This window comes from Clostridioides sp. ZZV15-6388 (assembly GCF_020657755.1).
Classification (GTDB): domain Bacteria; phylum Bacillota; class Clostridia; order Peptostreptococcales; family Peptostreptococcaceae; genus Clostridioides.
The window spans coordinates 1-22286 of record NZ_JAGWCU010000043.1 but is presented as its reverse complement, the minus strand read 5'-3'; the positions used below and the strand labels follow the sequence as shown (position 1 = coordinate 22286).

The 22286-nt window shown below is 29.7% G+C and carries 23 protein-coding genes; all 23 read left to right on the top strand.

Annotation, left to right across the window (positions count from 1 at the left end):
- Positions 1 to 23: 23 nt before the first annotated feature.
- Positions 24 to 239, top strand: coding sequence for a 4Fe-4S binding protein (locus KGF48_RS18015; RefSeq protein WP_227434528.1), 216 nt, complete (start codon positions 24 to 26; stop codon positions 237 to 239).
- Between the two features lie 29 nt (positions 240 to 268).
- On the top strand, positions 269 to 1348 hold the full coding sequence (locus KGF48_RS18010; RefSeq protein ID WP_227434529.1) for a 3-methyl-2-oxobutanoate dehydrogenase subunit VorB: 1080 nt from the start codon (positions 269 to 271) through the stop codon (positions 1346 to 1348).
- A complete protein-coding gene (locus KGF48_RS18005; protein ID WP_227827895.1) occupies positions 1348 to 2100 on the top strand; it encodes a thiamine pyrophosphate-dependent enzyme in 753 nt (250 codons plus the stop codon). Before KGF48_RS18010 ends, KGF48_RS18005 begins: the two co-directional genes overlap by 1 nt.
- Positions 2101 to 2658 carry a 2-oxoacid:acceptor oxidoreductase family protein gene (locus KGF48_RS18000; RefSeq protein ID WP_227839389.1) on the top strand — a complete coding sequence of 186 codons (558 nt, stop codon included), beginning with the start codon at positions 2101 to 2103 and terminating at the stop codon, positions 2656 to 2658.
- Between the two features lie 170 nt (positions 2659 to 2828).
- On the top strand, positions 2829 to 4175 hold the full coding sequence (glmM, locus tag KGF48_RS17995; RefSeq protein WP_227868399.1) for a phosphoglucosamine mutase: 1347 nt from the start codon (positions 2829 to 2831) through the stop codon (positions 4173 to 4175).
- Between the two features lie 267 nt (positions 4176 to 4442).
- Entirely contained in the window at positions 4443 to 6275 is a 1833-nt protein-coding gene (gene glmS / locus KGF48_RS17990; RefSeq protein WP_227839391.1) for a glutamine--fructose-6-phosphate transaminase (isomerizing), read from the top strand.
- A 105-nt stretch (positions 6276 to 6380) separates the two neighbouring features.
- Entirely contained in the window at positions 6381 to 7538 is a 1158-nt protein-coding gene (locus tag KGF48_RS17985; protein ID WP_413894828.1) for a (Fe-S)-binding protein, read from the top strand.
- 43 nt (positions 7539 to 7581) lie between these two features.
- A complete protein-coding gene (locus KGF48_RS17980) occupies positions 7582 to 8163 on the top strand; it encodes a CDP-alcohol phosphatidyltransferase family protein (protein ID WP_227868398.1) in 582 nt (193 codons plus the stop codon).
- A gap of 23 nt (positions 8164 to 8186) precedes the next feature.
- The gene (locus KGF48_RS17975) at positions 8187 to 9404 is read left to right on the top strand and encodes an ABC transporter substrate-binding protein (protein WP_227839392.1); all 1218 of its coding nucleotides are present in this window, start codon (positions 8187 to 8189) and stop codon (positions 9402 to 9404) included.
- Complete coding sequence (locus KGF48_RS17970; protein WP_227839393.1) at positions 9394 to 10269, top strand: ABC transporter permease subunit; 876 nt, start codon at positions 9394 to 9396, stop codon at positions 10267 to 10269. Before KGF48_RS17975 ends, KGF48_RS17970 begins: the two co-directional genes overlap by 11 nt.
- Before the next feature lie 8 nt (positions 10270 to 10277).
- Complete coding sequence (locus tag KGF48_RS17965) at positions 10278 to 11072, top strand: ABC transporter permease subunit (RefSeq protein ID WP_227839394.1); 795 nt, start codon at positions 10278 to 10280, stop codon at positions 11070 to 11072.
- Between the two features lie 20 nt (positions 11073 to 11092).
- Positions 11093 to 12130, top strand: coding sequence for an ABC transporter ATP-binding protein (locus KGF48_RS17960; protein WP_227868397.1), 1038 nt, complete (start codon positions 11093 to 11095; stop codon positions 12128 to 12130).
- A gap of 135 nt (positions 12131 to 12265) precedes the next feature.
- The gene (locus tag KGF48_RS17955; RefSeq protein ID WP_227839396.1) at positions 12266 to 13006 is read left to right on the top strand and encodes a rhodanese-like domain-containing protein; all 741 of its coding nucleotides are present in this window, start codon (positions 12266 to 12268) and stop codon (positions 13004 to 13006) included.
- 42 nt (positions 13007 to 13048) lie between these two features.
- On the top strand, positions 13049 to 14350 hold the full coding sequence (locus KGF48_RS17950) for a rhodanese-like domain-containing protein (RefSeq protein ID WP_227839397.1): 1302 nt from the start codon (positions 13049 to 13051) through the stop codon (positions 14348 to 14350).
- Between the two features lie 185 nt (positions 14351 to 14535).
- On the top strand, positions 14536 to 15405 hold the full coding sequence (locus KGF48_RS17945; protein WP_227839398.1) for a 4Fe-4S binding protein: 870 nt from the start codon (positions 14536 to 14538) through the stop codon (positions 15403 to 15405).
- 85 nt (positions 15406 to 15490) lie between these two features.
- A complete protein-coding gene (locus KGF48_RS17940; protein WP_227839399.1) occupies positions 15491 to 16228 on the top strand; it encodes a YwmB family TATA-box binding protein in 738 nt (245 codons plus the stop codon).
- Positions 16229 to 16248: 20 nt separating this feature from the next.
- Complete coding sequence (murA, locus tag KGF48_RS17935) at positions 16249 to 17502, top strand: UDP-N-acetylglucosamine 1-carboxyvinyltransferase (protein WP_227868396.1); 1254 nt, start codon at positions 16249 to 16251, stop codon at positions 17500 to 17502.
- An 86-nt stretch (positions 17503 to 17588) separates the two neighbouring features.
- On the top strand, positions 17589 to 18653 hold the full coding sequence (gene spoIID / locus KGF48_RS17930; RefSeq protein WP_227839401.1) for a stage II sporulation protein D: 1065 nt from the start codon (positions 17589 to 17591) through the stop codon (positions 18651 to 18653).
- 65 nt (positions 18654 to 18718) lie between these two features.
- Positions 18719 to 19387: a M23 family metallopeptidase gene (locus KGF48_RS17925; RefSeq protein ID WP_227434544.1), complete on the top strand. Its 669-nt coding sequence runs from the start codon at positions 18719 to 18721 to the stop codon at positions 19385 to 19387.
- 97 nt (positions 19388 to 19484) lie between these two features.
- Positions 19485 to 19745: a sporulation transcriptional regulator SpoIIID gene (gene spoIIID / locus KGF48_RS17920; protein WP_044212029.1), complete on the top strand. Its 261-nt coding sequence runs from the start codon at positions 19485 to 19487 to the stop codon at positions 19743 to 19745.
- A gap of 197 nt (positions 19746 to 19942) precedes the next feature.
- Positions 19943 to 20962, top strand: coding sequence for a rod shape-determining protein (locus KGF48_RS17915; RefSeq protein WP_003425449.1), 1020 nt, complete (start codon positions 19943 to 19945; stop codon positions 20960 to 20962).
- 82 nt (positions 20963 to 21044) lie between these two features.
- Complete coding sequence (locus tag KGF48_RS17910; protein ID WP_227868395.1) at positions 21045 to 21671, top strand: IS607 family transposase; 627 nt, start codon at positions 21045 to 21047, stop codon at positions 21669 to 21671.
- A partial coding sequence (locus KGF48_RS17905; RefSeq protein WP_413894827.1) for an RNA-guided endonuclease InsQ/TnpB family protein occupies positions 21640 to 22286 on the top strand: 647 nt, incomplete at its 3' end. The genes KGF48_RS17910 and KGF48_RS17905, both read left to right, overlap by 32 nt.

The window sequence follows — 22286 nt, the reverse complement described above, 5'->3', positions numbered from 1 at the left end:
AAAGTTTAAGGAGGCTTAGGTAAATGGCTAAAGGAAAAGTATCTTTTAATCAAGAACGTTGTAAAGGTTGTGGATTATGTGTTGAAGCATGTCCAGTAAAAATCATACAATTAGACTCAAACACAATAAACAAAAAAGGTTATAACCCAGCAACTGTTTCTGAAATGGAAAAATGCATAGGATGTGCAAGTTGTGCAACTATGTGTCCAGATGTAGTTATAACAGTAGAAAGAGATTAATTTAAATTAATATTTAAGGGGGAATTTTAATGGCTAAGATACTTATGAAAGGTAACGAAGCATTTGGAAAAGCAGCTATAGAAGCTGGTTGCAAATATTTCTTCGGTTACCCAATAACTCCACAAAGTGAATTACCAGAATATTTATCAAGAGAGTTACCTAAAATAGGTGGAGCGTTCGTTCAAGCTGAATCAGAAGTTTCTGCGATAAACATGGTTTATGGTGGAGCAGGTGCAGGAGCAAGAGTTATGACTTCTTCATCTTCACCAGGAGTTGCTTTAAAACAAGAAGGTATAACATATGCAGTAGGAGCAGAAGTTCCTTGTGTTGTACTTAACGTAATGAGAGGTGGTCCAGGACTTGGAAGTATACAACCTTCACAAGCTGACTACTTTATGTCTACAAGAGGTGGAGGAAACGGAGACTACAGAACTCCAGTATTCGCACCAGCTACAGTTCAAGAAGCTGTTGATATGATAATGGAAGCTTTTGATGTTGCAGATTACTACAGATCACCTGTTATGGTAGTTGCAGATGGTATGATAGGTCAAATGATGGAACCAGTTGAATTCAAAGCTCCTGAAAAGAAAAGAGAATTGCCTCCTAAAGATTGGGCAACTGTTGGAACTAAAGGAAAAAGAGTACCTAATGTAATAAACTCTTTATACTTAGAGCCAGAAGTATTAGAAGATCACTGTTGGCACTTAGAAGCTAAATTCAATGAAATGGAAAAAAATGAAGTACAATATGAAATGTACAAAACAGAAGACGCTGAATTTATATTTGCAGCTTATGGAACTACTTCAAGAATAGTGAAAAGTGCAATTGATATATTAAGAGAAGAAGGAATAAAAGCAGGTCTTATAAGACCTAAAGTATTATGGCCATTCCCATTTGAAGCATTTGACCAAATCCCTAGTGCTAGAAACATATTAACTGTTGAAATGAGTATGGGACAAATGGTGGAAGATGTAAAAATGGCAGTAGAAGGTAAATTACCAGTTTACTTCCATGGAAGACCAGGAGGAATGACTCCAACACCAGCAGAAATAGTTGAAAAAGCTAAAAAAATTATTGCCGGAGAATTGGTTGCAGGAGGTGCTAGATAATGGCTGTTGTATTTAAGAAAACTCAAGGGTTACAAGATACTCAAACTCACTACTGTCCAGGATGTACACATGGTATAATCCATAGATTAGTTGGTGAAGTATTAGAAGAATTAGGAGTATTAGGTGATGCTGTAGGTGTTGTTCCAGTTGGATGTTCAGTTTTAGGATATAAATATTTTAACTGTGACACTCAAGAAGCAGCTCATGGTAGAGCACCAGCTGCTGCTACAGGAATAAAAAGAGTTCATCCTGAAAACACAGTATTCACTTATCAAGGTGATGGAGACTTAGCTTCAATCGGTACTGCTGAAATAGTTCATGCAGCTGCTAGAGGAGAAAAAATAACTACTATATTTGTAAACAATACAACATATGGTATGACTGGTGGACAAATGGCTCCAACTACATTAGTTGGACAAAGAGCTACTACTGCTCAATCAGGAAGAAATGCTGAAACTCAAGGTTATCCAATAAGAGTAAGTGAAATGTTAGCTACATTAACAGGAGCTGTATTCGTAGAAAGAGTAGCAGTTGATACTCCAGCTCATGTTAGACAAGCTAAAAAAGCTATAAAGAAAGCATTCCAAGTTCAACAAGCAGGATTAGGATTTGGAATAGTAGAAGTATTATCTACTTGTCCTACAAACTGGGGACTAGCTCCAAATGATGCTTTACAATGGTTAAGAGACAATATGATACCATACTATCCATTAGGAAATTTCAAAAATGTTGAAGTTGAGGAGGTGAAGTAAATGTCTACAGCTAGAGTAATATGTGCAGGCTTCGGAGGCCAAGGTGTTATGTCTATGGGACAATTACTTACTTATGCAGGAATGTTAGAAGGAAAAGAAGTTTCTTGGTTACCATCTTATGGACCAGAAATGCGTGGAGGTACAGCAAACTGTGCAGTAACTGTATCTAGTGAACCTGTTGGTTCTCCACTTATAACAGATGATGCAACTGCAGCTATATTATTAAATATACCAGCATTTGAAAAATTTAAAGACGATGTTGTACCTGGTGGAAAAATAATAGTAAACAGTTCTTTAATAAAAGAAAAAGTTGAAAGAACAGATGTAGATGTTTATTATATCCCAGCAAATGAATTAGCTGTTGAATTAGGTAATGATAAAGTTGCTAATATGATAATGCTAGGAGCTTACTTAAAAGTAGCTGATACAGTGGATATAGAATCTGTATTAGAAGCATTTAAAAAAGTTTTTGGACCTAGAAAAGAAAAATTTGTTCCATTAAACAGAGAAGCTTTACAAAAAGGTATGGATGCTGCATGTTGTGGAGCAACTAACTAATAAAGAAAAAAGATGTCAAAAAAAAGACAATAGAATTATTTCTATTGTCTTTTTTGCTGAGAAGTATTAAAATATTTTTATGACTGAAATTAAGAATATAATAGTATTTTATGAATTATAAAAATATAATACAAATTACAAGCTTTTCAATTATGAAAGGAGAATATTTAGTGAGAAAGTATTTTGGAACAGATGGAGTTAGAGGAGTAGCAAATACAGAATTAACATGTGATTTAGCATATAGACTTGGTAGAGCTGGTGGATTTGTCTTAGCTCAAGGAGACCATAGAGTAAAAGTAGTAGTAGGCAAAGATACTAGAATATCTGGAGATATGTTGGAGGCATCTTTAATAGCAGGTCTTATGTCTGTTGGATGTGATGTTATTACTGTTGGAATAATACCAACCCCTGCAGTTGCATATTTAACTAGAAAATATGGTGCTGATTGTGGTGTGGTTATATCTGCATCTCATAATCCTGTTGAATATAATGGAATTAAATTCTTTAATAAAAATGGATATAAATTGGATGATGAAATAGAGTTAAAGATAGAAGAATATATAGATGATATAGATAAAGTAGATTGTATGCCAGTTGGTGAAAATGTAGGAAGAAGATTACATGAGCATTATGCACAAAGAGACTATGTAGACTATTTAAAATCAATAATTAACACTGATTTTAGAGGATTAAAGGTGGTTTTGGACTGTGCTAATGGTGCATCGTATAAAGTAGCACCAATAGTATTTGATGAATTAGGAGCAAGTGTAATTTCAATAAATAGTTCACCAGATGGAAACAATATAAATTATAAATGTGGCTCTACACATCCAGAACAACTTCAAAAGGCTGTTTTGGAACATAATGCTGACTTAGGTCTTGCATATGATGGAGATGCTGATAGATTAATTGCAGTAAATGAAGAGGGTCAAATTGTTGATGGAGACCATATAATGATATTGAGTGCTTTAAATTTAAAGAAAAATAATAAATTAGCACAAGATACTTTAGTAGTTACAGTTATGAGTAATATAGGATTAACAATAGCTGCAAAAGAAAATGGAATAAAATTATCTACTACAGCAGTTGGAGATAGATATGTTTTAGAAGATATGGTTAAAAATGGATATAATCTTGGTGGAGAGCAATCTGGACATATGATATTCTTAGATTACAATACTACAGGAGATGGAGTTCTTAGTTCTTTAATACTTGCAAATATAATATTGCAAGAAAAGAAACCTTTATCAGAACTTGCATCAATAATGAGTCAATATCCACAAGTATTAGTGAATGCAACAATAAAAAATGAAAATAAAACCAAATATATGGAATATCCAGAAATAAAAACTGAAATAGAAAGAATAGAATCTATTTTAGATGGAAATGGTAGAGTCTTAATAAGACCATCAGGAACTGAACCATTGGTTAGAGTTATGTTAGAGGGTAAAGAGGAAGGTCAAATAAAAGAATTAGCAACAAATTTAGCTAATATTATACAAGAAAAATTATCGTAATTTATAAGGGTATTCTCAGATATAAACCCTGAGGACACCTTTCTAAGCGCCAGAACTTAGTTATAGGCACAAGAATTAAGTATTATTGGAACTAAGTTGACGAGGTCAGAGTTAATCGAATTGTCGGCGGATGCTCTGCGGTGTGTTTACCATCGAAAGACTTCTTTAAATAATAGGAGTAATCCTATGGACAAAGGGAAGCCAAAGTAAACTTATATGACCTAACTCTTAAAATATATAAATAATATTTTTAGGAGGACACAAATAATGTGTGGAATAGTTGGATATTTAGGAAGTAGAAAGGCAGCAGAAGTTATCGTAGAGGGGCTTTCTAAGTTAGAGTACAGAGGTTATGACTCAGCAGGAATAGCAGTTAATGGTTCTAATTGTGATGAACTTAATATTAGAAAGTTCAAAGGTAGACTTTCTGTGCTTGCAGAAGATTTAGAAAAAAATCCTATTGATGGAAATTTGGGAATAGGACATACAAGATGGGCAACTCATGGAGAACCCTCTGATGTAAACTCACATCCTCATTTTAATCAAGCTAAAACAATAGCAGTTGTTCATAATGGGATAATAGAAAATTATATGGAAATCAAAGAAGAATTAATTTCTGAAGGTGTTAAATTTGAATCTCAAACAGATACAGAAGTAATAGCACATTTAGTAGATAAATACTATGAAGGTAACTTATTAGACGCTGTATATAAAACTATATCAAAATTAAGAGGAGCTTATGCATTAGGTGTTATATGTAAAGATCATGGAAATGAATTAGTTGCAGTAAGAAAAGATAGTCCTCTTGTAGTTGGTGTGGGTGAAGGCGAAAACTTTATAGCATCAGATATACCTGCTTTATTAAAATATACTAGAGATGTTTATTTCTTAGACAATGGAGAGATAGTTCACCTAAAAGATGAAAATGTAACAATTTATGATTCTAATAGAAATCTTGTAGAAAAAGAAGTATTCCATGTAACATGGGATGTAGAAGCTGCATCTAAAGGTGGATATGATTACTTTATGTCAAAAGAAATACATGAGCAACCAACAGGAGTTAGAGATACTCTAGAAAGAAGACTTGATGATAATGGAAATATAATTTTAGATAGCATAAATATTTCTAAAGAAGATTTAGATAAAATAAATAAAGTTTATATAGTAGCTTGTGGAACAGCATATAATGCTGGATTACTTGGTAAGTATGCTATAGAAAAATTTGTAAATATACCAGTAATAACTGATATAGCGTCAGAATTTAGATATAGTGACCCATTTGTAGATGAAAACTCATTAGTAATATTAGTTAGCCAATCTGGTGAAACAGCAGACACTTTAGCAGTATTAAGAGATTCAAAAGCTAAAGGAGCAAGAATACTTTCAATAACTAATGTTGTAGGTTCATCTATAGCAAGAGAATCAGATGATGTTTTCTATACTTGGGCAGGACCTGAAGTAGCAGTTGCATCAACTAAGGCATATACAACTCAAATAACTTCTTTATATATGATAGCTTTAGATTTTGCTATTAAAAAAGGAACAATAACTAGAGAATTTTATGATAGTATGATTTCTAAGATGAAAGAAATACCATCAAAAATACAAGAAATATTAGACAATGAGGAATATATAAAAGAAGTTGCTAAAACAGTTGTTAGCTCTGACCATGCTTTCTATTTAGGAAGAGGTATAGATTATAGTTTAGCAATGGAAGGTTCATTGAAATTAAAAGAAATATCATATATACATGCAGAAGCTTTTGCAGCAGGAGAATTAAAACATGGAACAATAGCATTAATAGAAAAAGGAACTCCTGTAATTGCTATAGCTACTCAAGAAAAATTATTTGAAAAAATGGTTTCTAATATGGAAGAAGTAAGAGCAAGAGGAGCTTATGTCGTAGCAATTGCTCAAAGTCATAACAAAGACGTTGAAAAAGCTGCTGAAAAAATAATATATATACCAAACTCAGATGATATTTTATCACCAATATTAGCAGTTGTACCAATGCAATTACTTGCTTATCATGTTTCTGTACTAAGAGGTTGCGATGTAGATAAACCAAGAAACTTAGCTAAATCAGTAACAGTTGAATAAAAATATATTAAAAATTGCATAGATAATATCTATTAGAAAAAACTCATTCTATTTGTTATAATTTTATAGAATGAGTTTTTTATTATAGAAAAAAACTATTAATCAATCTGGAGGTGTATTTGTATAAAAGAAGTAAAGCTAAAACTAGAGACATTAAAAAAAATCGAAAAAAATAACAATGATTGTATAAATTGCAAAAAATGTTTTAAAGTATGTCCTATGATGAAAGAATTTGGAGACTCACCAAGAGCACTTATGATAGATATTTTACAAAATAAATCAATAAATAAAAATATGCCATATTCCTGTATGTTATGTGGAATATGCAAGGTGGAGTGTCCAAAAGATATAGATTTAAAAGAAATGTTTTTTGATGTAAGGAAAGAAATATTCCATGATAATCAAAAAGAATTAAATGATATAGGATATAGAACAATAAAATTTCATCAAACTAATAGTTTCTCTCCATTATTCTCAAAACAATTTATTAAAAAAAACACTAAAAAGATTTTTTTCCCAGGATGTAGCCTTTCTAGCTATAGTAGTGACTTAGTATTAGAAACATATAAATATTTAGAAAATCATATAGAAAATATATCTTTAGCTTTTGAATGTTGTGGCAAGCCAACTTTAGCTATGGGAGATACAAATAAATTTGATGAATATTATTCTAAAATAGACAAGCTATTTAGAGAAAATGATATAGATGAGGTAATCGTAGCTTGTCCAAATTGTTTTAATACTATAAGAAATAACAGTGATATAAAAGTGATTTCAATATGGGAGGTGATAAAAGAATATGGGCTTCCAGAAAATCTAAAAAATCATTATGATGATTTAAATCAGGAATTTTTATTACATGACCCATGCCCTATAAGAAATGAGCATAATATACATGAGTCAGTCAGAGATATACTGGGTTTTATGGGAATAAAAATAATTGAATTTGAAAAAAATAGAGAAAACACAGAATGTTGTGGCTCTGGAGGTATGGTAAGGGTTACTAATAATGAAGTTGCTATAAACCAGACCAAAAGTAGAGCAAATAATGAAAAAACAGATTATGTAATCTCATACTGTCAATCTTGTTGTGAGTCTATGTTAATGGCAGATAAAAAAGTACTACATGTATTAGATTTTATTTTTGATGTTGATGTTATAAACAAAAATAAATTAACCCAGAAAAAAACATCATCTATTAAAAAATGGAGCACAAGGTATAAAGGAATAGCATTAGCAAAGAAGATGAATATAGAAACTTAATAAATGCACATAAAAAGTATATAAGCTAATGAAAGGAAATGATATGTTAGATACACATGCAAGAAAATATGTAGAGCCATTTATAAGCAAAGGAGCAGAGTTCTTTTTAAAACTTAAATTAACCCCAAATAACGTAACAATAATAGCGCTTATAGTTGGAATATCTACGTCTTTATTTATATATCTCGATATGAAAGTGCTAGCAATAATTACATTATGGGTTTCAGGATACTTAGATGCTGTAGATGGTGATATGGCTAGAAGTAGTAATAAAACATCCTTATTTGGAACATTAATGGATATTACTTTTGATAGAATAGTAGAAATAAGTATGATTTTAGTATTTGGTTTGAAGATGATTGATGTAAGATTAAATCTAATGATTCTTTTAAGTAGTATTCTTATGTCAATGACTATATTTTTAACTGTTGGTGCTTTAACTGATAAAAAAGGTATGAAATCATTTTATTATCAAGCTGGCGTAGCTGAAAGGAGTGAGGGATTTATACTTTTTACTTTGATGATTTTATTTCAAAGTTATATTGGGATGATAGCAAATCTATTTTCTATAGTAGTTTTATTTACAGCAGTTCAAAGACTATTAGAAGCAAAAAAAATATTATAAATTAATTTTCGAGAGGGGAAAAAATGAAAAAAAGGATATTAACAATACTATTATGTTTAGGACTTATATTTGGATTGGTAGGGTGCTCAAATAACGATAAAAAAGAAGAGCCTCAAAAAGACATATTAGAAAGTAGCAATGAAGAGATTTTAAAATCTGCAAAAGGTACAACAGTTAACTTTTATGGATATGGTGGAAATGAAGTAATGAATAAATGGTTTGATAGTTATGTAATTCCAAAGATGAAAGAAGACTATGACATAACTGTAAAAAGAGTAGGAATGGATATAGAAAACATTCTTAATAAACTATTGTCAGAAAAACAAGCTGGAAGTGCTAAGGGTACTATAGATGTGGTTTGGATAAATGGAGAAAACTTTAAAACAGCAAAAGAGAATAAATTGTTATTTGGACCTTTTGTAGAGAAACTTTCTAATTATGAAAAGTATGTTGATTCATCTTCTGAAGATATTACTACAGATTTCGGAGTTAAGGTAGAGGGGATGGAAGCTCCTTGGGGTAAATCTCAATTTGCAGTTGTAACAGATACATCTAAGATTAATACAAAAATAACTGATGCAGAAACACTAAAAGAAGCAATTGTATCTAATCCTGGAAAATTTACTTATCCAGCTCCACCAGATTTTACAGGAAGTGCATTTGTTAGAAATATAATATATGATGTAGTAGGATATGATAAAGTAAAAAATTTACCAGAAGATGAAGCTAAAGTAAAACAAGCCATACAACCAGCTATGGATTATCTTAAAGAAATAAAACCATACTTATGGAATAAAGGTAAAACTTATCCTGCGACATCTTCCCAGTTAGATAATATGTATTCAGATAATGAAACTTATTTTACAATGACTTATGCTCCAAATGTATTATTAGGAAGAATAGAAAATGGAGAGTTTAGCAAATCTACAAAAGCAATAGAATTTGAAAAAGGAAATATAAGTAACACACACTTTGTTGCTATACCAGATAATTCTCAAAATAAAGAAGGTGCAATAGCGTTAATAGATTTCTTGATGAGTATAGATGCACAATCCTCTAAGACAGAAACTAAAAATTGGGGAGATACATCTGTTTTAGATATGAAAAAGATTCCAAGTGAAGATGTTAAGAAATTTAGTGAAACTATAGTATTAAAAAATTCAGTTCCAGAATTAAAAGCAGGAATAGTTCCAATAATAGAAAAAATATGGACTCAAGAGGTACTAGAAAGTGAAAAGTAAAATAATTAATGATAAAATAATTCCATATTTATTAATAGCACCTGTATCTATCATCTTGATACTTATAATGGGTGTAGGAATTATAAATTGCATCTCGCAAAGTCTAGGATTTTTTCCTCAGATTGGTCTTGAGCAAATTACATTAAGTTATTATAGAGAAATTTTTAGAGATTCTAATTTTTTAGAATCTCTTATCTTTAGTTTGAAGATTTCTTTAGTGTCATCGATTTTAGCTGTTATTATAGGTATACTTTTAGCATACATAATGTCTCAAAATAGATTTTCTAAAGTTAGATATATGATTCTAAATATTCCACTAGTAGTTCCACATATAATAGTTGTATTATTGGTATTTATAATATTTTCTCAAACAGGTATAATTTCAAGAGTATTTTACTTTTTCAATATAATAAAGGATTCATCTGAATTTATACCAATGGTTTCTGATAAAAATGGAATAGGGATAATTTTAGTTTATCTGTGGAAAGGAATACCATATATAACACTAATGGTTTATAATATACTGAAAAATATAAATGATAATCTACAACACGTATCTATAAATTTAGGTGCAAGTAAACTTCAAACTTTTAGATATATAGTGTTGCCGCTTGCTATGCCCACAATAATTTCTTCATTTATAATAATTTTTGCCTTTTCGTTTGGTTCTTTTGAAGTTCCTTTTTTAATAGGAGCATCAACTCCAAAAGCATTACCAGTTCAAGCATATCTGAGTTATGCTAGCTCAGATTTAATGCAAAGACCAATCTCAATGTGTATCAATGTTTTATTATCTGGAATAAGTTTTATACTATTAATAATTTATGATAGATTTTTTAATAAAATATCAAAATATAATGTATAGGAGTATCTATGAGTAAAAAATTTAATATAATTCTTAATATCCTGTTTGTAGTTATTATAACTCCTATAATATTATTGACAATATGGGGAGTTGTAAATACATGGCCATTTCCAAATCTTTTACCTAATGAATTTTCATTAAGAGGATTTAGATATATTTTAGATATAAGTAATCTGAATATTATTTTGAGAAGTATTATAATATCAATAACTGTAGTCTTAGTCACTATTTTATTAAGCATACCAGCATCCAAAGCATTAGCATTATATAACTTTAAAGGAAAAAGGTTTTGTGAGTTACTGATATTGTCTCCAATTATAATTCCACTAATATCTGTTGCTATGGGCATACATATAGCATTTATAAGAATAGGTCTAGCCAATAATATTTTGGGAGTAATTATTATAAATATACTTCCATGCATACCATATTCAGTTCGAATAATAACAGATGTTTATAAATTAATAGGTGATAATTTAGAAATACAAGCGAGAGTACTTGGAGCAAGTAGATTTAATACATTTAGATATGTGACTTTCCCTTTGATTTTGCCAGGGATATTGGGTGCATCAAGTATGTCTTTCATAATATCATTTAGTCAATATTTTTTGACTCTTCTTATAGGTGGAGGTAGTGTCATAACCTATCCAATGATTATGTTTCCATATATACAAAGTGGAGACAGGACAATAGCATCTTTGTATAGTATGGTTTTTTTAATAATAAGTTTATTTATCTTGATAATAATAGAATACAATGTAAAAAAGAAATATAAACATATTCAAAATACAAGGCTATTTTAGTACGATTGGAGGTGTAACAATTGTCATCAGTTAAACTTATAAATTTATGTAAGAGTTTTAACAAAATAAAAGTTTTAAACAATATGAATTTGGATATAAAAGAAGGAGAAATAGTTTCTCTTTTAGGCCCATCAGGTTGTGGAAAAAGTACTACTCTAAAATTAATTGCTGGTATTCTACATCCTGATTACGGAGACATACTTTTAAATAATGAATCAGTATTAGATATACCTATAGGAAAAAGAGATACTGTAATAGTTTTTCAAGATTGTTTACTATTTCCACATATGACTTTATATGAAAATATAGAATTTGGTCTTAAAATGAAAAAAATAAACAAGAATATAAGACAAAGTAAAGTAAATGAGCTTATAAATTTAGTTAAGCTAAAAGGATATGAAAATAAATATCCAAACGAACTCTCAGGAGGACAACAACAACGTGTTGCAATAGCAAGGTCTTTAGCAATAAATCCAAAGGTACTGTTATTAGATGAGCCATTTTCAAATTTAGATATTAATTTACGCAATGAAATGAGAGAATTTGTATTAGGATTACAAAAACATCTAAAGATAACAACGGTATTAGTAACACATGACAAAGAAGAAGCATTGATGATGAGTGATAGAATAGCAGTTATGTTAAATGGTGAGGTTAAACAATTCGACAAGCCAGATAACCTTTATGAAAATCCCAAAAGTAAAGAAGTTGCAAATATATTTGGAGAAAAAAATTATTTAATAGGAAATATAAGAAACGGAGAATTTGTAAATGATATAATTTCTATTAAATTAGATAAATATAAAAATATAAATATAGATAATGTAGAATTAATGATACCAAAAGAAAGTATAATCCTAAAAGCGATTAATAATGATGTAGGAAGAGAAGGGATTATATTAAGAAAGAGATATGCAGGAGATAAAATTTACTATGATGTAGATATTGACGGAACTGTATTAAAAGCTAGTAGTAACAATAATTTATATGAAATAAATGAAAAGGTAAATGTATTTATAGAACAAAGAAAAATTCTATTCTTTCCTATTGAATTATAGAAAAAAACTATAACTGTAATCAAGTAAATAAGTATCAAATATATTTTAATTTTGTTATAATGAATTCGAATACTATAATAAAATAAGATTTTATATCAAAAAAGGGAATATTTTTAATATTTGGAGGGTAATTTTATGAAATTTAGTAAAAGATTTAAAGTTTTAGCTATTGGTTTAACTTTAGTATTAACATTAGGGAGTGTAGTTGGTTGTGATTCTAAAGAATCAGAAAAACCAAAAGAATCTTCTCAAAGTCAAGATAAGACTAGTTATAAAGAAGCCACAGGAGAAGAGGCTGTAAAAATGATGAAGAAAAATAAAGAGTTATTGATATTAGATGTAAGAGGTGCAGACGACTATGCTAAAGGTCATATTATAAATGGTATAAATATATCAGTGGATGATTTAGAAGGTAAATTAAGTGATTTAGAAGGATATAAGGATAAAACTATATTAGCGTATTGTAACTCAGGTAAAAAAAGTGCAAAAGCGGCTGAAATATTAATAAAAAATGGATTTAAAGATGTTTATAATGCAGAAGGTGTAAAAGATTTTGATTATGGACTAGTTACATATAATGATATAACTGCGCCTGAAATGTTAAAGTTAATAAGCGAAAATAAAGATGCTATAGTGATAGATGCTAGAAAGGCAAAGGAATTTGAAACTGGACATTTAAAAGAAGCTATCAATATACCATTAGAAGACACAGAAAAGAAAATGGGAGAACTTGATAAAAATAAGGATATAATCTTATACTGTAGAACTGGAAACAGAAGTGGACAAGCAGCTAAAATACTTTCAGAGAATGGATTTACAAAAGTATATAATTCAATTGATGGTGTAGATGAATATGATTTTGATTTAGTTAAATAGATTAAAATAATAAAAGATTGCTTAGAAATCGGAGTACAAATTATGTCAAAAAAATTCAGAGAAGAAATAGAAGAAGATTTTTGTGTTAATGTTAAATCAATTTCTACAGAAGATTTGAAAGAGAAAGTACAAGAAGAATCTTGGGTTATAGTTGATACTCGCTTAAATGATGCATATAATGGCTGGAAATTAGATGGAGTAAAAAGAGGAGGACATATAAGAGGAGCAGTAGATTTTTCTGCGAATTGGTTATATGTAGACTCAGATAAAAAAGATAAGGTACTAGAACAAGCACTAAAAACAAAAGGTATTGATTTAGATAAAAATATAGTACTATATGATGCTAATGGAAAAGATGCTTTACTTGTAGCTACTTACTTATCTAAAAAAGGATATAAAAATCTATATAAATATGATATTAAACAATGGGCAAATAATGAAAATCTTCCAATGGAAAGATATAAGAATTATCAAATGATAGTACCTGCTTCTATAATAAAAGATATCTTGGATGGAAAAATTCCAGAGACATTTGAACATTCTAAGAATATAAAAATGATTGAAGCAAGTTGGGGAGAAGAAAAAGAATCTTATGCAAAAGGGCATATACCTACAAGTGTTCATATAAATACTGATATTATAGAACCTCCTCCAACATGGATGCTTACTAATGATGATAATTTGGCCAAATTTGCTTTAGACTATGGATTTACAAAAGATGATACTGTGATAGTTTCAAGTAGTGCATCTATGGCTTCTTATAGAATTGCTACTATATTACGATATATAGGAGTAAGAGATGTAAGAGTTTTGAATGGCGGAATAAACTCATGGTTATCAGAAGGATATGAGTTGGAGTTAACTAGCAATCCAAAGAGTTCATGTACTACTTTTGGGGCAAATATACCAGCTAATCCACAACTAATTGTTAGTATACCAGAATTAAAGCAAAAGCTAAGAGATAAAAATAAATTTACGTTAGTGGACAATCGTTCTTGGGATGAACATATAGGTAAAATATCTGGATATAGCTATTATGATAAAAAAGGGCGTATACCAGGAGCCTTATATGGTTATGCAGGTAGTGACAGTGTATCACTAGAAGAGTATCGTAATATAGATAACACAATGAGAAATCAATATGAGATATTGGAAATGTGGGATAAAGAAAATATAGATACTAATAAACAACTTGCATTTATGTGTGGCAGTGGATGGCGTGCTGCAGAGGTATTAACATATGCAAATGTTATGGGATTTGAAAATACTTCTCTCTATAGTGATGGATGGATGGGATGGAGTCTTGATGATTCAAATCCAATTGAAATAGGAGATTTAAAATAGAATTTTGTAAAAAATACAATATAATTGTTTAAAATGAAGGTATATTCAGTTTATTAAGTTGAATATACCTTTGTTATGTTTTAAAATATAAACATAGTTAGAATATGCTTATATAGATGTACACTTATTTAAACATATTATTAGCAATATAGAATTATAAATTTATATATTATGAGGTGTGAAATATGATTAGTAAAGATGAAAAAGCAAGGTTAAAAGCTGAAGGTATATTAGCTCAAAGCCAAGAAGGGTATTTCTCAATAAGAATATTGAGTAGAGCAGGAAACTTTACAGCAGAACAGCTTATCAACTTATCAAAGTTATCTGAAAAATATGGTAGAGGTTATTTAGGTGTTACTACTAGATTAGCTGTTGAAATACCATGGATAAAGTATGAAGATATAGATTTAATGAAGGAAGATTTAAAAGCTGTAGGGCTAAAGCATGGTGGTACGGGTAAAAAAGTAAGACCATTAGTCGCATGTAAGGGTACTGTATGCCAACATGGAATATATGATACACAAGAATTATGTGGAAAGTTACATGATTCATATTTTGGATATGATTTACCATCTAAAACTAAAATTACATTAGTTGGATGTCCAAATAACTGTGCAAAGGCGAATACTAATGATGTGGGTATAGTAGGTCAAGTATATGTAAAATTTAATGAAGAGAAATGTAAAAATTGTGGATTGTGTACATCATCCTGTAGACAAAAAGCAGTTTATATGGAAGATAAGAAATTAGTGTGGAATAAAGAAGAATGTGTAAATTGTGGAAAGTGTGCTCAAGCATGTCCATTTGGAGCTATGGAAGTTGATAAAAAAGGACTAGCTGTTTATCTTGGTGGTAGAATGGGAAGAGGCTATAGATTTGGAGATAGACTTAGTAATTTGTATACAGAAGATAATATAGAAGAATTAGTGCAAGATGTATTTTATACATATAAACAATTAGCAAGTCCAGGAGAAAGAATAAGTAAAGTATTAGAGAGAATTGGAATTGAAGAGTTTGAAAAACATTTATTGAATATAAAATTACAAAATGCATAAAAATACATAATGATGAAGTATATCTCTCTTAAATTTGTTAATAATTCTGTTATAGAGAAAAACAAATTTAAGGGGGATTTTTATTATGAAGATAATAAAATTAGTTGTAAGTTTTTTTATGTTAATGGCTATAGGCATGACAATATCTTATGCGGATACAAGCATAAATACTAGATATAATAAACTAATTAGTGCTCTTGAAACTTCAGAGGCTGATTTTAAATATTATAATATGAAAATTAATTCTGTTATAAATTATAATTTATCAAATAAAGAATTACATAATATTTTTCTAGAAATAATTAACAATCTAAAGCTAGATGAAAAAGGAATAAATTGGAATGAAAAAGGGTATGGCGATAAAATACAATTATGTGCTACTATAAAAGATAGCGATAAAGAAATTTCTATAAAAGGAATAAATAAAAATAATAAAGAAAGCTACATAATAGTTGACATATTGGACAACAAAGTATATAAACATAAAGAGGATATTTATAGTAGTGTAGAAAATGTGTTAAATAAATATTCATCTCAAGTAGATGTATCTGCTTGTGTTGTTGGAGAATACACAAAAAGGTTACAAAACCACAAATATGATGATATTTTACAAAAAATATTATATAATATGAGTGCTAAGCAAATAGATAAAGTGAAAGACGTAAACTTTTTATCTATAACAGCATATAGTAAAGTATTAAATGATGATGATTTAGAATATTTAGGGGAAAAAATCAATTTAAATATAGGAATTAAATATAATGAGGACGATGGAAAAACACTCATATATATTGCCACACCAATTATAAAATTAGATTATTAATTATGAGGAGATCAGAAAATATGGCTAAGATAATAGTAAAAAAGAGTAATCCACTTAAAGGTAGTGTTAAAATAGATGGCGCAAAAAATGCAGTTTTACCAATAATAGCAGCAACTTTATTAGCAAACGGGAAATCAACTTTAAATGGAGTCCCAAATTTGAGAGATGTTCATGTTATATCAGATTTATTGAGACATGTAGGAGCAGAAGTTGAATATAAAGAAAATGTACTTACTGTTGACGCAAGTAATATAAAAACTTGTGAAGCTCCATATGAGCTTGTAAGAAAGATGAGAGCTTCTTTTTTGGTTATGGGACCATTACTTGCTAGATTTAATAGTACAAAAATTTCTATGCCAGGAGGATGTGCTATAGGAACGAGACCTATAGATTTACATTTAAAAGGATTTAAAGCTTTAGGTGCAAAAATAGAAATGGACCATGGTTTTGTTGAAGCTGCAACAGAAAAATTAGTAGGAAATAAATTGTATTTAGATTTCCCATCTGTTGGAGCTACTGAAAATATAATGATGGCAGCTTCTTTAGCAGAAGGAACTACAATAATAGAAAATGCAGCAGAAGAACCAGAAATAGTTGACTTAGCTAATTTCTTAAATGAAATGGGAGCAGATGTTAAAGGTGCAGGTACTAACACTATAAAGATAAAAGGTGTTAAGGAGTTAAAAGGAGCAGAACATAACGTAATTCCAGACAGAATAGAAGCAGCAACTTATATGGTTGCAGCAGCTATGACAAAAGGTGACATAACAGTTGAAAATGTTTTAATGGAGCATTTAAAGCCAGTTGTAGCTAAATTAAGAGAAGCAGGTTGTGAAATTACAGAGATGGACAATTCTGTTAGAGTAGTAGGTCCAAAGGTATTAAAGCCAATAGACATAAAGACTTTACCACATCCAGGGTTTCCTACAGATGTGCAAGCTCAGTTTATGGCTATGCTTACTGTAGCTAATGGAACTGGTGTAGTTATAGAAACTGTTTTTGAAAATAGATTTATGCATGTTGCTGAATTCAATAGAATGGGTGCTAATATAAAAATAGATGGAAGAAGTGCGGTTGTTAATGGAGTAGATGAATTACACGGTGCAGCAGTAAATGCTACTGATTTAAGAGCAGGAGCAGCGCTTATTTTATGCGGTCTTATAGCAGAAGGCGAAACTCAAATAGGAGAAATATACCATATTCAAAGAGGTTATGTTGATATAGATAAAAAGATAACAGCATTAGGTGGTCAAATCAAAATAGTAGAAGATTAATAATTGGTTTAGATAAGTAAGTTATAAATTGATAGGGTTGTTCATATACTTAAATACAAGGTTTTAAAAGCTAAGGAGGAGAGTATATGAAGAACCCATTGGTTGTTTTGTTAGGATTTGTAACTTGCTCTGTGTTAGTCCCTTCATTGATAACTTTAGTTTCTTACAAAAATGTGGAACTAACTGAAAAACCAGAGAAAGTAGTATCTATAAACAAAACCATTAAAAAAAATGATATTAAAGATGAAAGTAAGAAAGAAGAGAAAAAGGTAGTAAACTATGAAACTGTAGACAAAAAAACACCAGTTATAAATGTCTATAATCACATATCAGGTAAAGTTGAAAAAATGGACATGGAAAACTATCTATGTGGAGTACTAGCTGGTGAGATGTCCTCGGATTTTGATATAGAGGCTTTAAAAGCCCAAGCTGTAGCAGCTAGAACGTATGTAGTATATAAGCAAGAACATGGGAAATCAAGTAAACATAAAAATGCAGTGGTATGTACTGATTATAAACACTGTCAAGAGTACAAGAGTTATGCTACTCTTAAAAAGTTGAATGGTGAAGAATGGATTAAAAATAAGTATTCTAAAATTCAAAACGCAGTTAAAGGTACTAAGGGGCAGATAATAACTTATAATGATAAGGCTATACTTCCTCTTTATTTCTCTACCTCTTCAGGGAAAACAGAGAATAGTGAAGAAGTATTTGCATCAAAATATCCTTATTTAAAATCTGTAGAAAGCCCATATGATAAGTATTCTCCAAAATTTGCATCAACACTTAAAATCAGCAATACAGATTTTGTCAAGAGTCTTAGAAAGTCTTATAGTAGTATTGTAATAGATGTGAATAATTTGAGTAAACAAGTTGCAATAACTAAAAGAAGCGATGCTGGAACTGTAGAAAAAATAAAATTAGGAAACAAAGAAGTAACAGGTAAAGATGTAAGAACTGTTTTTAACTTAAATTCTGCAAACTTTGATATAAAATTTGGAGAAGGATACATAGATTTTGTAGTAAAAGGATATGGTCATGGTGTTGGTATGAGCCAATGGGGAGCTGAAGGTATGGCAGAAGAAGGCTATAAATACTATGATATATTATCACATTACTATACTGATACAAAAATAAAAGATATATACTAATAATTGTATAAAATACCAAAAACACGTCAATAATCCAAATGTAGAAATATATTTGGAGGTGCGAAATGAAGAAAAAACTGTTAGAAAAAGATGGTTTTTATTTATCTTTATTTGTATGTGTTTGTTTATTAGCAGTAGGTGGAGTTTGGTTTACAAATAATAATGTAGATAAATTAGCTTCTAATAAAGGCATGATAGAAAAATCTAATAAAGATAGTGAAGAGGAAATACATTTAATTGAAAAAGATAAGAAAGATGCTATCCCTACTGCGACAGATTCAAAACAAAACTTAGAAAAAGCTAAGGCAAAAGAAGAAAATAAGTCAAGTACAACAAAATTAAATTACATTGGTGATAAGATAATAAGAGAGTATTCAGAAAAAGAACCTAGTTATTCTAAAACATTGGATGTTTGGGAAACTCATAAAGGTATAGATGTTAGTTGTACTAAAGGTAAAGAAATAAAATCTCTATTAAACGGAATGGTAGTAGATGTATTTGATGATGAAGAATATGGAAAATCAGTAAAAATAAAAAGCGACAATAATACTGTAGTAGTATATTCAAATCTAGATGAAAATGTTAGTGTTAAGAAGAATCAGAAAGTAACAGAAGGACAATCACTAGGTACTGTAGGAAGTACTTCTCAGATAGAAAGTGAAGAAGGTATACATGTGCATTTAGAAGCATATAATGGAGAAAAATCTATAGACCCAATGAGTCTAATTAAGTAAAAGTATAACAAGTTTAATCATATTTGGTTAAGCTTGTTATATTTTTTGGTGTGTTTACATATATATCATTAAAGCTATTATGTGAGGGGGGTAATCTTTGAGATCTCATATAGAGGAAAGAGCCATAGTGGTAGCAAAATATATACTTGAAAAAAACACTACAGTAAGACAAACAGCCAAGACATTTGGAGTAAGTAAAAGTACAATTCACAAGGATGTTACAGAAAGATTGAAGGAAATAAATCCATCCCTTGCCAAAGAAGTTAAAAGTGTGCTAGACAAAAATAAATCAGAGAGACATATTAGAGGGGGATTAGCAACGAAATTAAAGTATGAGAAGGAACATAAAAAAATGTAGGTTAAAAACCTACTTTTTTTATTACATTAAATTATTATAAGAAATATATTAGATAATTATAAATAGCAAAAGAATAATACCCTCAAAACATTTATTTTCTCTTGATTAAAGCGAGATTTTTGTATATGCTTTATTATAGGAGTATTAATAAATAGGCTTATAATATAATCTAATATATAAATGAAGGAGTTGAAAAAATGGCTGGAGCTGATATAGGCATAGATTTAGGTACTGCAAATGTACTTGTTTATGTTAGTGGTAAGGGAATCGTTTTAGAAGAACCATCTGTTGTTGCAATAGACAACAGAACAGATTCTGTTTTAGCTGTAGGAGAAGAGGCTAAAAAAATGATAGGAAGAACACCAGGTAATATAGTTGCAATAAGACCTTTAAGAGATGGTGTAATTTCAGATTATGATGTAACTGAGAAGATGTTAAAATCTTTTATAGATAAGATAGTTGATAAAAAGGGATTTGGAAGATTTTTCATGCCTAGAATTATGGTATGTGTGCCAACAGGTGTTACAGAAGTAGAAAAGAGAGCAGTAGAGGATGCAACTAGACAAGCTGGGGCTAGAGAAGTATATATCATAGAAGAGCCAATAGCAGCAGCTATAGGAGCTGGTGTAGACATATCACAACCTAATGGTAATATGATTATAGATATTGGTGGAGGAACTGTAGATATAGCCGTAATATCACTAGGAGGAGCAGTTGTAAGTGAATCTATAAAAGTTGGTGGAGACCGATTTGATGATGCTATAGTTAAGTACATGAAAAAACAACATAATCTTCTTATTGGAGAAAGAACAGCAGAAAAAATTAAGTTTGAAATTGGCTCTGCATTTAAGAGAGAAGAAGAAAAGTATATGAAAATAACAGGAAGGAATCTGATTACAGGTCTTCCTAGTTCTATAACTATAAACTCAACAGAAATGTTAGAAGCCCTTAGAGAATGTGTTGAACAAATAGTTGTTGCAACTCATGCTGTTTTAGAAAAAACACCACCTGAATTAGCAGCAGATATAGGAGATGTTGGTATAATAATGACTGGCGGAGGCTCATTATTATATGGATTAGATAAAATAATAGAACAGAGAACAGGAATAACTGTTACAATAGCAGATGAACCACTATCTTGTGTTGCGAAAGGAACAGGGATTGCTTTGGGCTCAATAGATTTACTTGAAACAGGTGGGTCTTTCAAAAGAAAATAATTAGGAGTTGTAATTAGAAAATAAAAATATATTTAAATATAATCAAATATAGTATAATATAATCACAGAAAGGTGTGATTATATGAGTAAACATTATAAACCTAAAGAATTTGCAGAATTATTAAATATGTCAGTTATAACTCTGCAAAGATGGGATAATGATGGTAAATTAAAGGCATTTAGAACGCCTACGAATAGAAGGTATTACACTCATGAACAATATCTAGAATATACAGGAATACATAAAGAAACAGATAATAGAAAAGTAGTTATTTATACAAGGGTTTCAACCTCTAATCAAAAAGATGATTTAAAAAATCAAGTTGAATTTCTTAGACAATATGCTAATTCTAAAGGAATAATAGTAGATGAAGTCATTGAGGATTATGGAAGTGGGTTAAATTATAATCGCAAAAAATGGAATAAACTTATTGATAGTTGTATGACTAATGAAGTAAGTACAATTATCATAACTCATAAAGATAGATTTATTCGTTTCGGATATGATTGGTTTGAAAGATTTTTAACTAAATTCAATGTAGAGATTATAGTTGTAAATAATGAAAGTCTTTCACCTCAAGAAGAATTAGTTCAAGATATAATATCAATACTTCATATTTTTAGTTGTCGCATATATGGATTAAAAAAATACAAGAAAAAGATTAGAGAGGATGAAGATGTTGAAAAGAGCATACAAGATAGAGATTAACCCCTCTGATGAACAAAAATCTAAAATACACAAAACTATTGGTGTATCAAGGTTTATATACAACTTCTATATTGCTCATAGTAAAGAGCTTTATGAAAAAGACGGAAAATTTGTGAGTGGTATGGACTTTTCTAAATGGATAAATAACGAGTATGTACCTAATAATCAAGATATGAAATGGATTAAAGAAGTATCTTCTAAAGCTATTAAACAAGCTATTATGAATGGGGATAAAGCCTTTAAAGACTTTTTTAAAGGTGCTAAAGGCTTTCCTAAGTTCAAGAAAAAGAAAAATCAAGATGTAAAAGCATATTTCCCTAAGAATAATAAGACTGATTGGACTATTGAAAGGCATAGAGTTAAAATACCTACTCTTGGGTGGGTAAGATTAAAAGAATTTGGATATATACCAACAAATTCAATAGTTAAAAGTGGTACAGTAAGTCAAAAATCTAATAGATACTATGTATCTATATTAGTTGAGGAAGATGATATTCGAGTATCTAAATGTACTAATGAAGGAATAGGTATTGACTTAGGAATTAAAGATTTTTTAATATGTTCAGATAAAAAGAAGTTTAAAAATATAAATAAAACTTCTACAGTTAAGAAAGT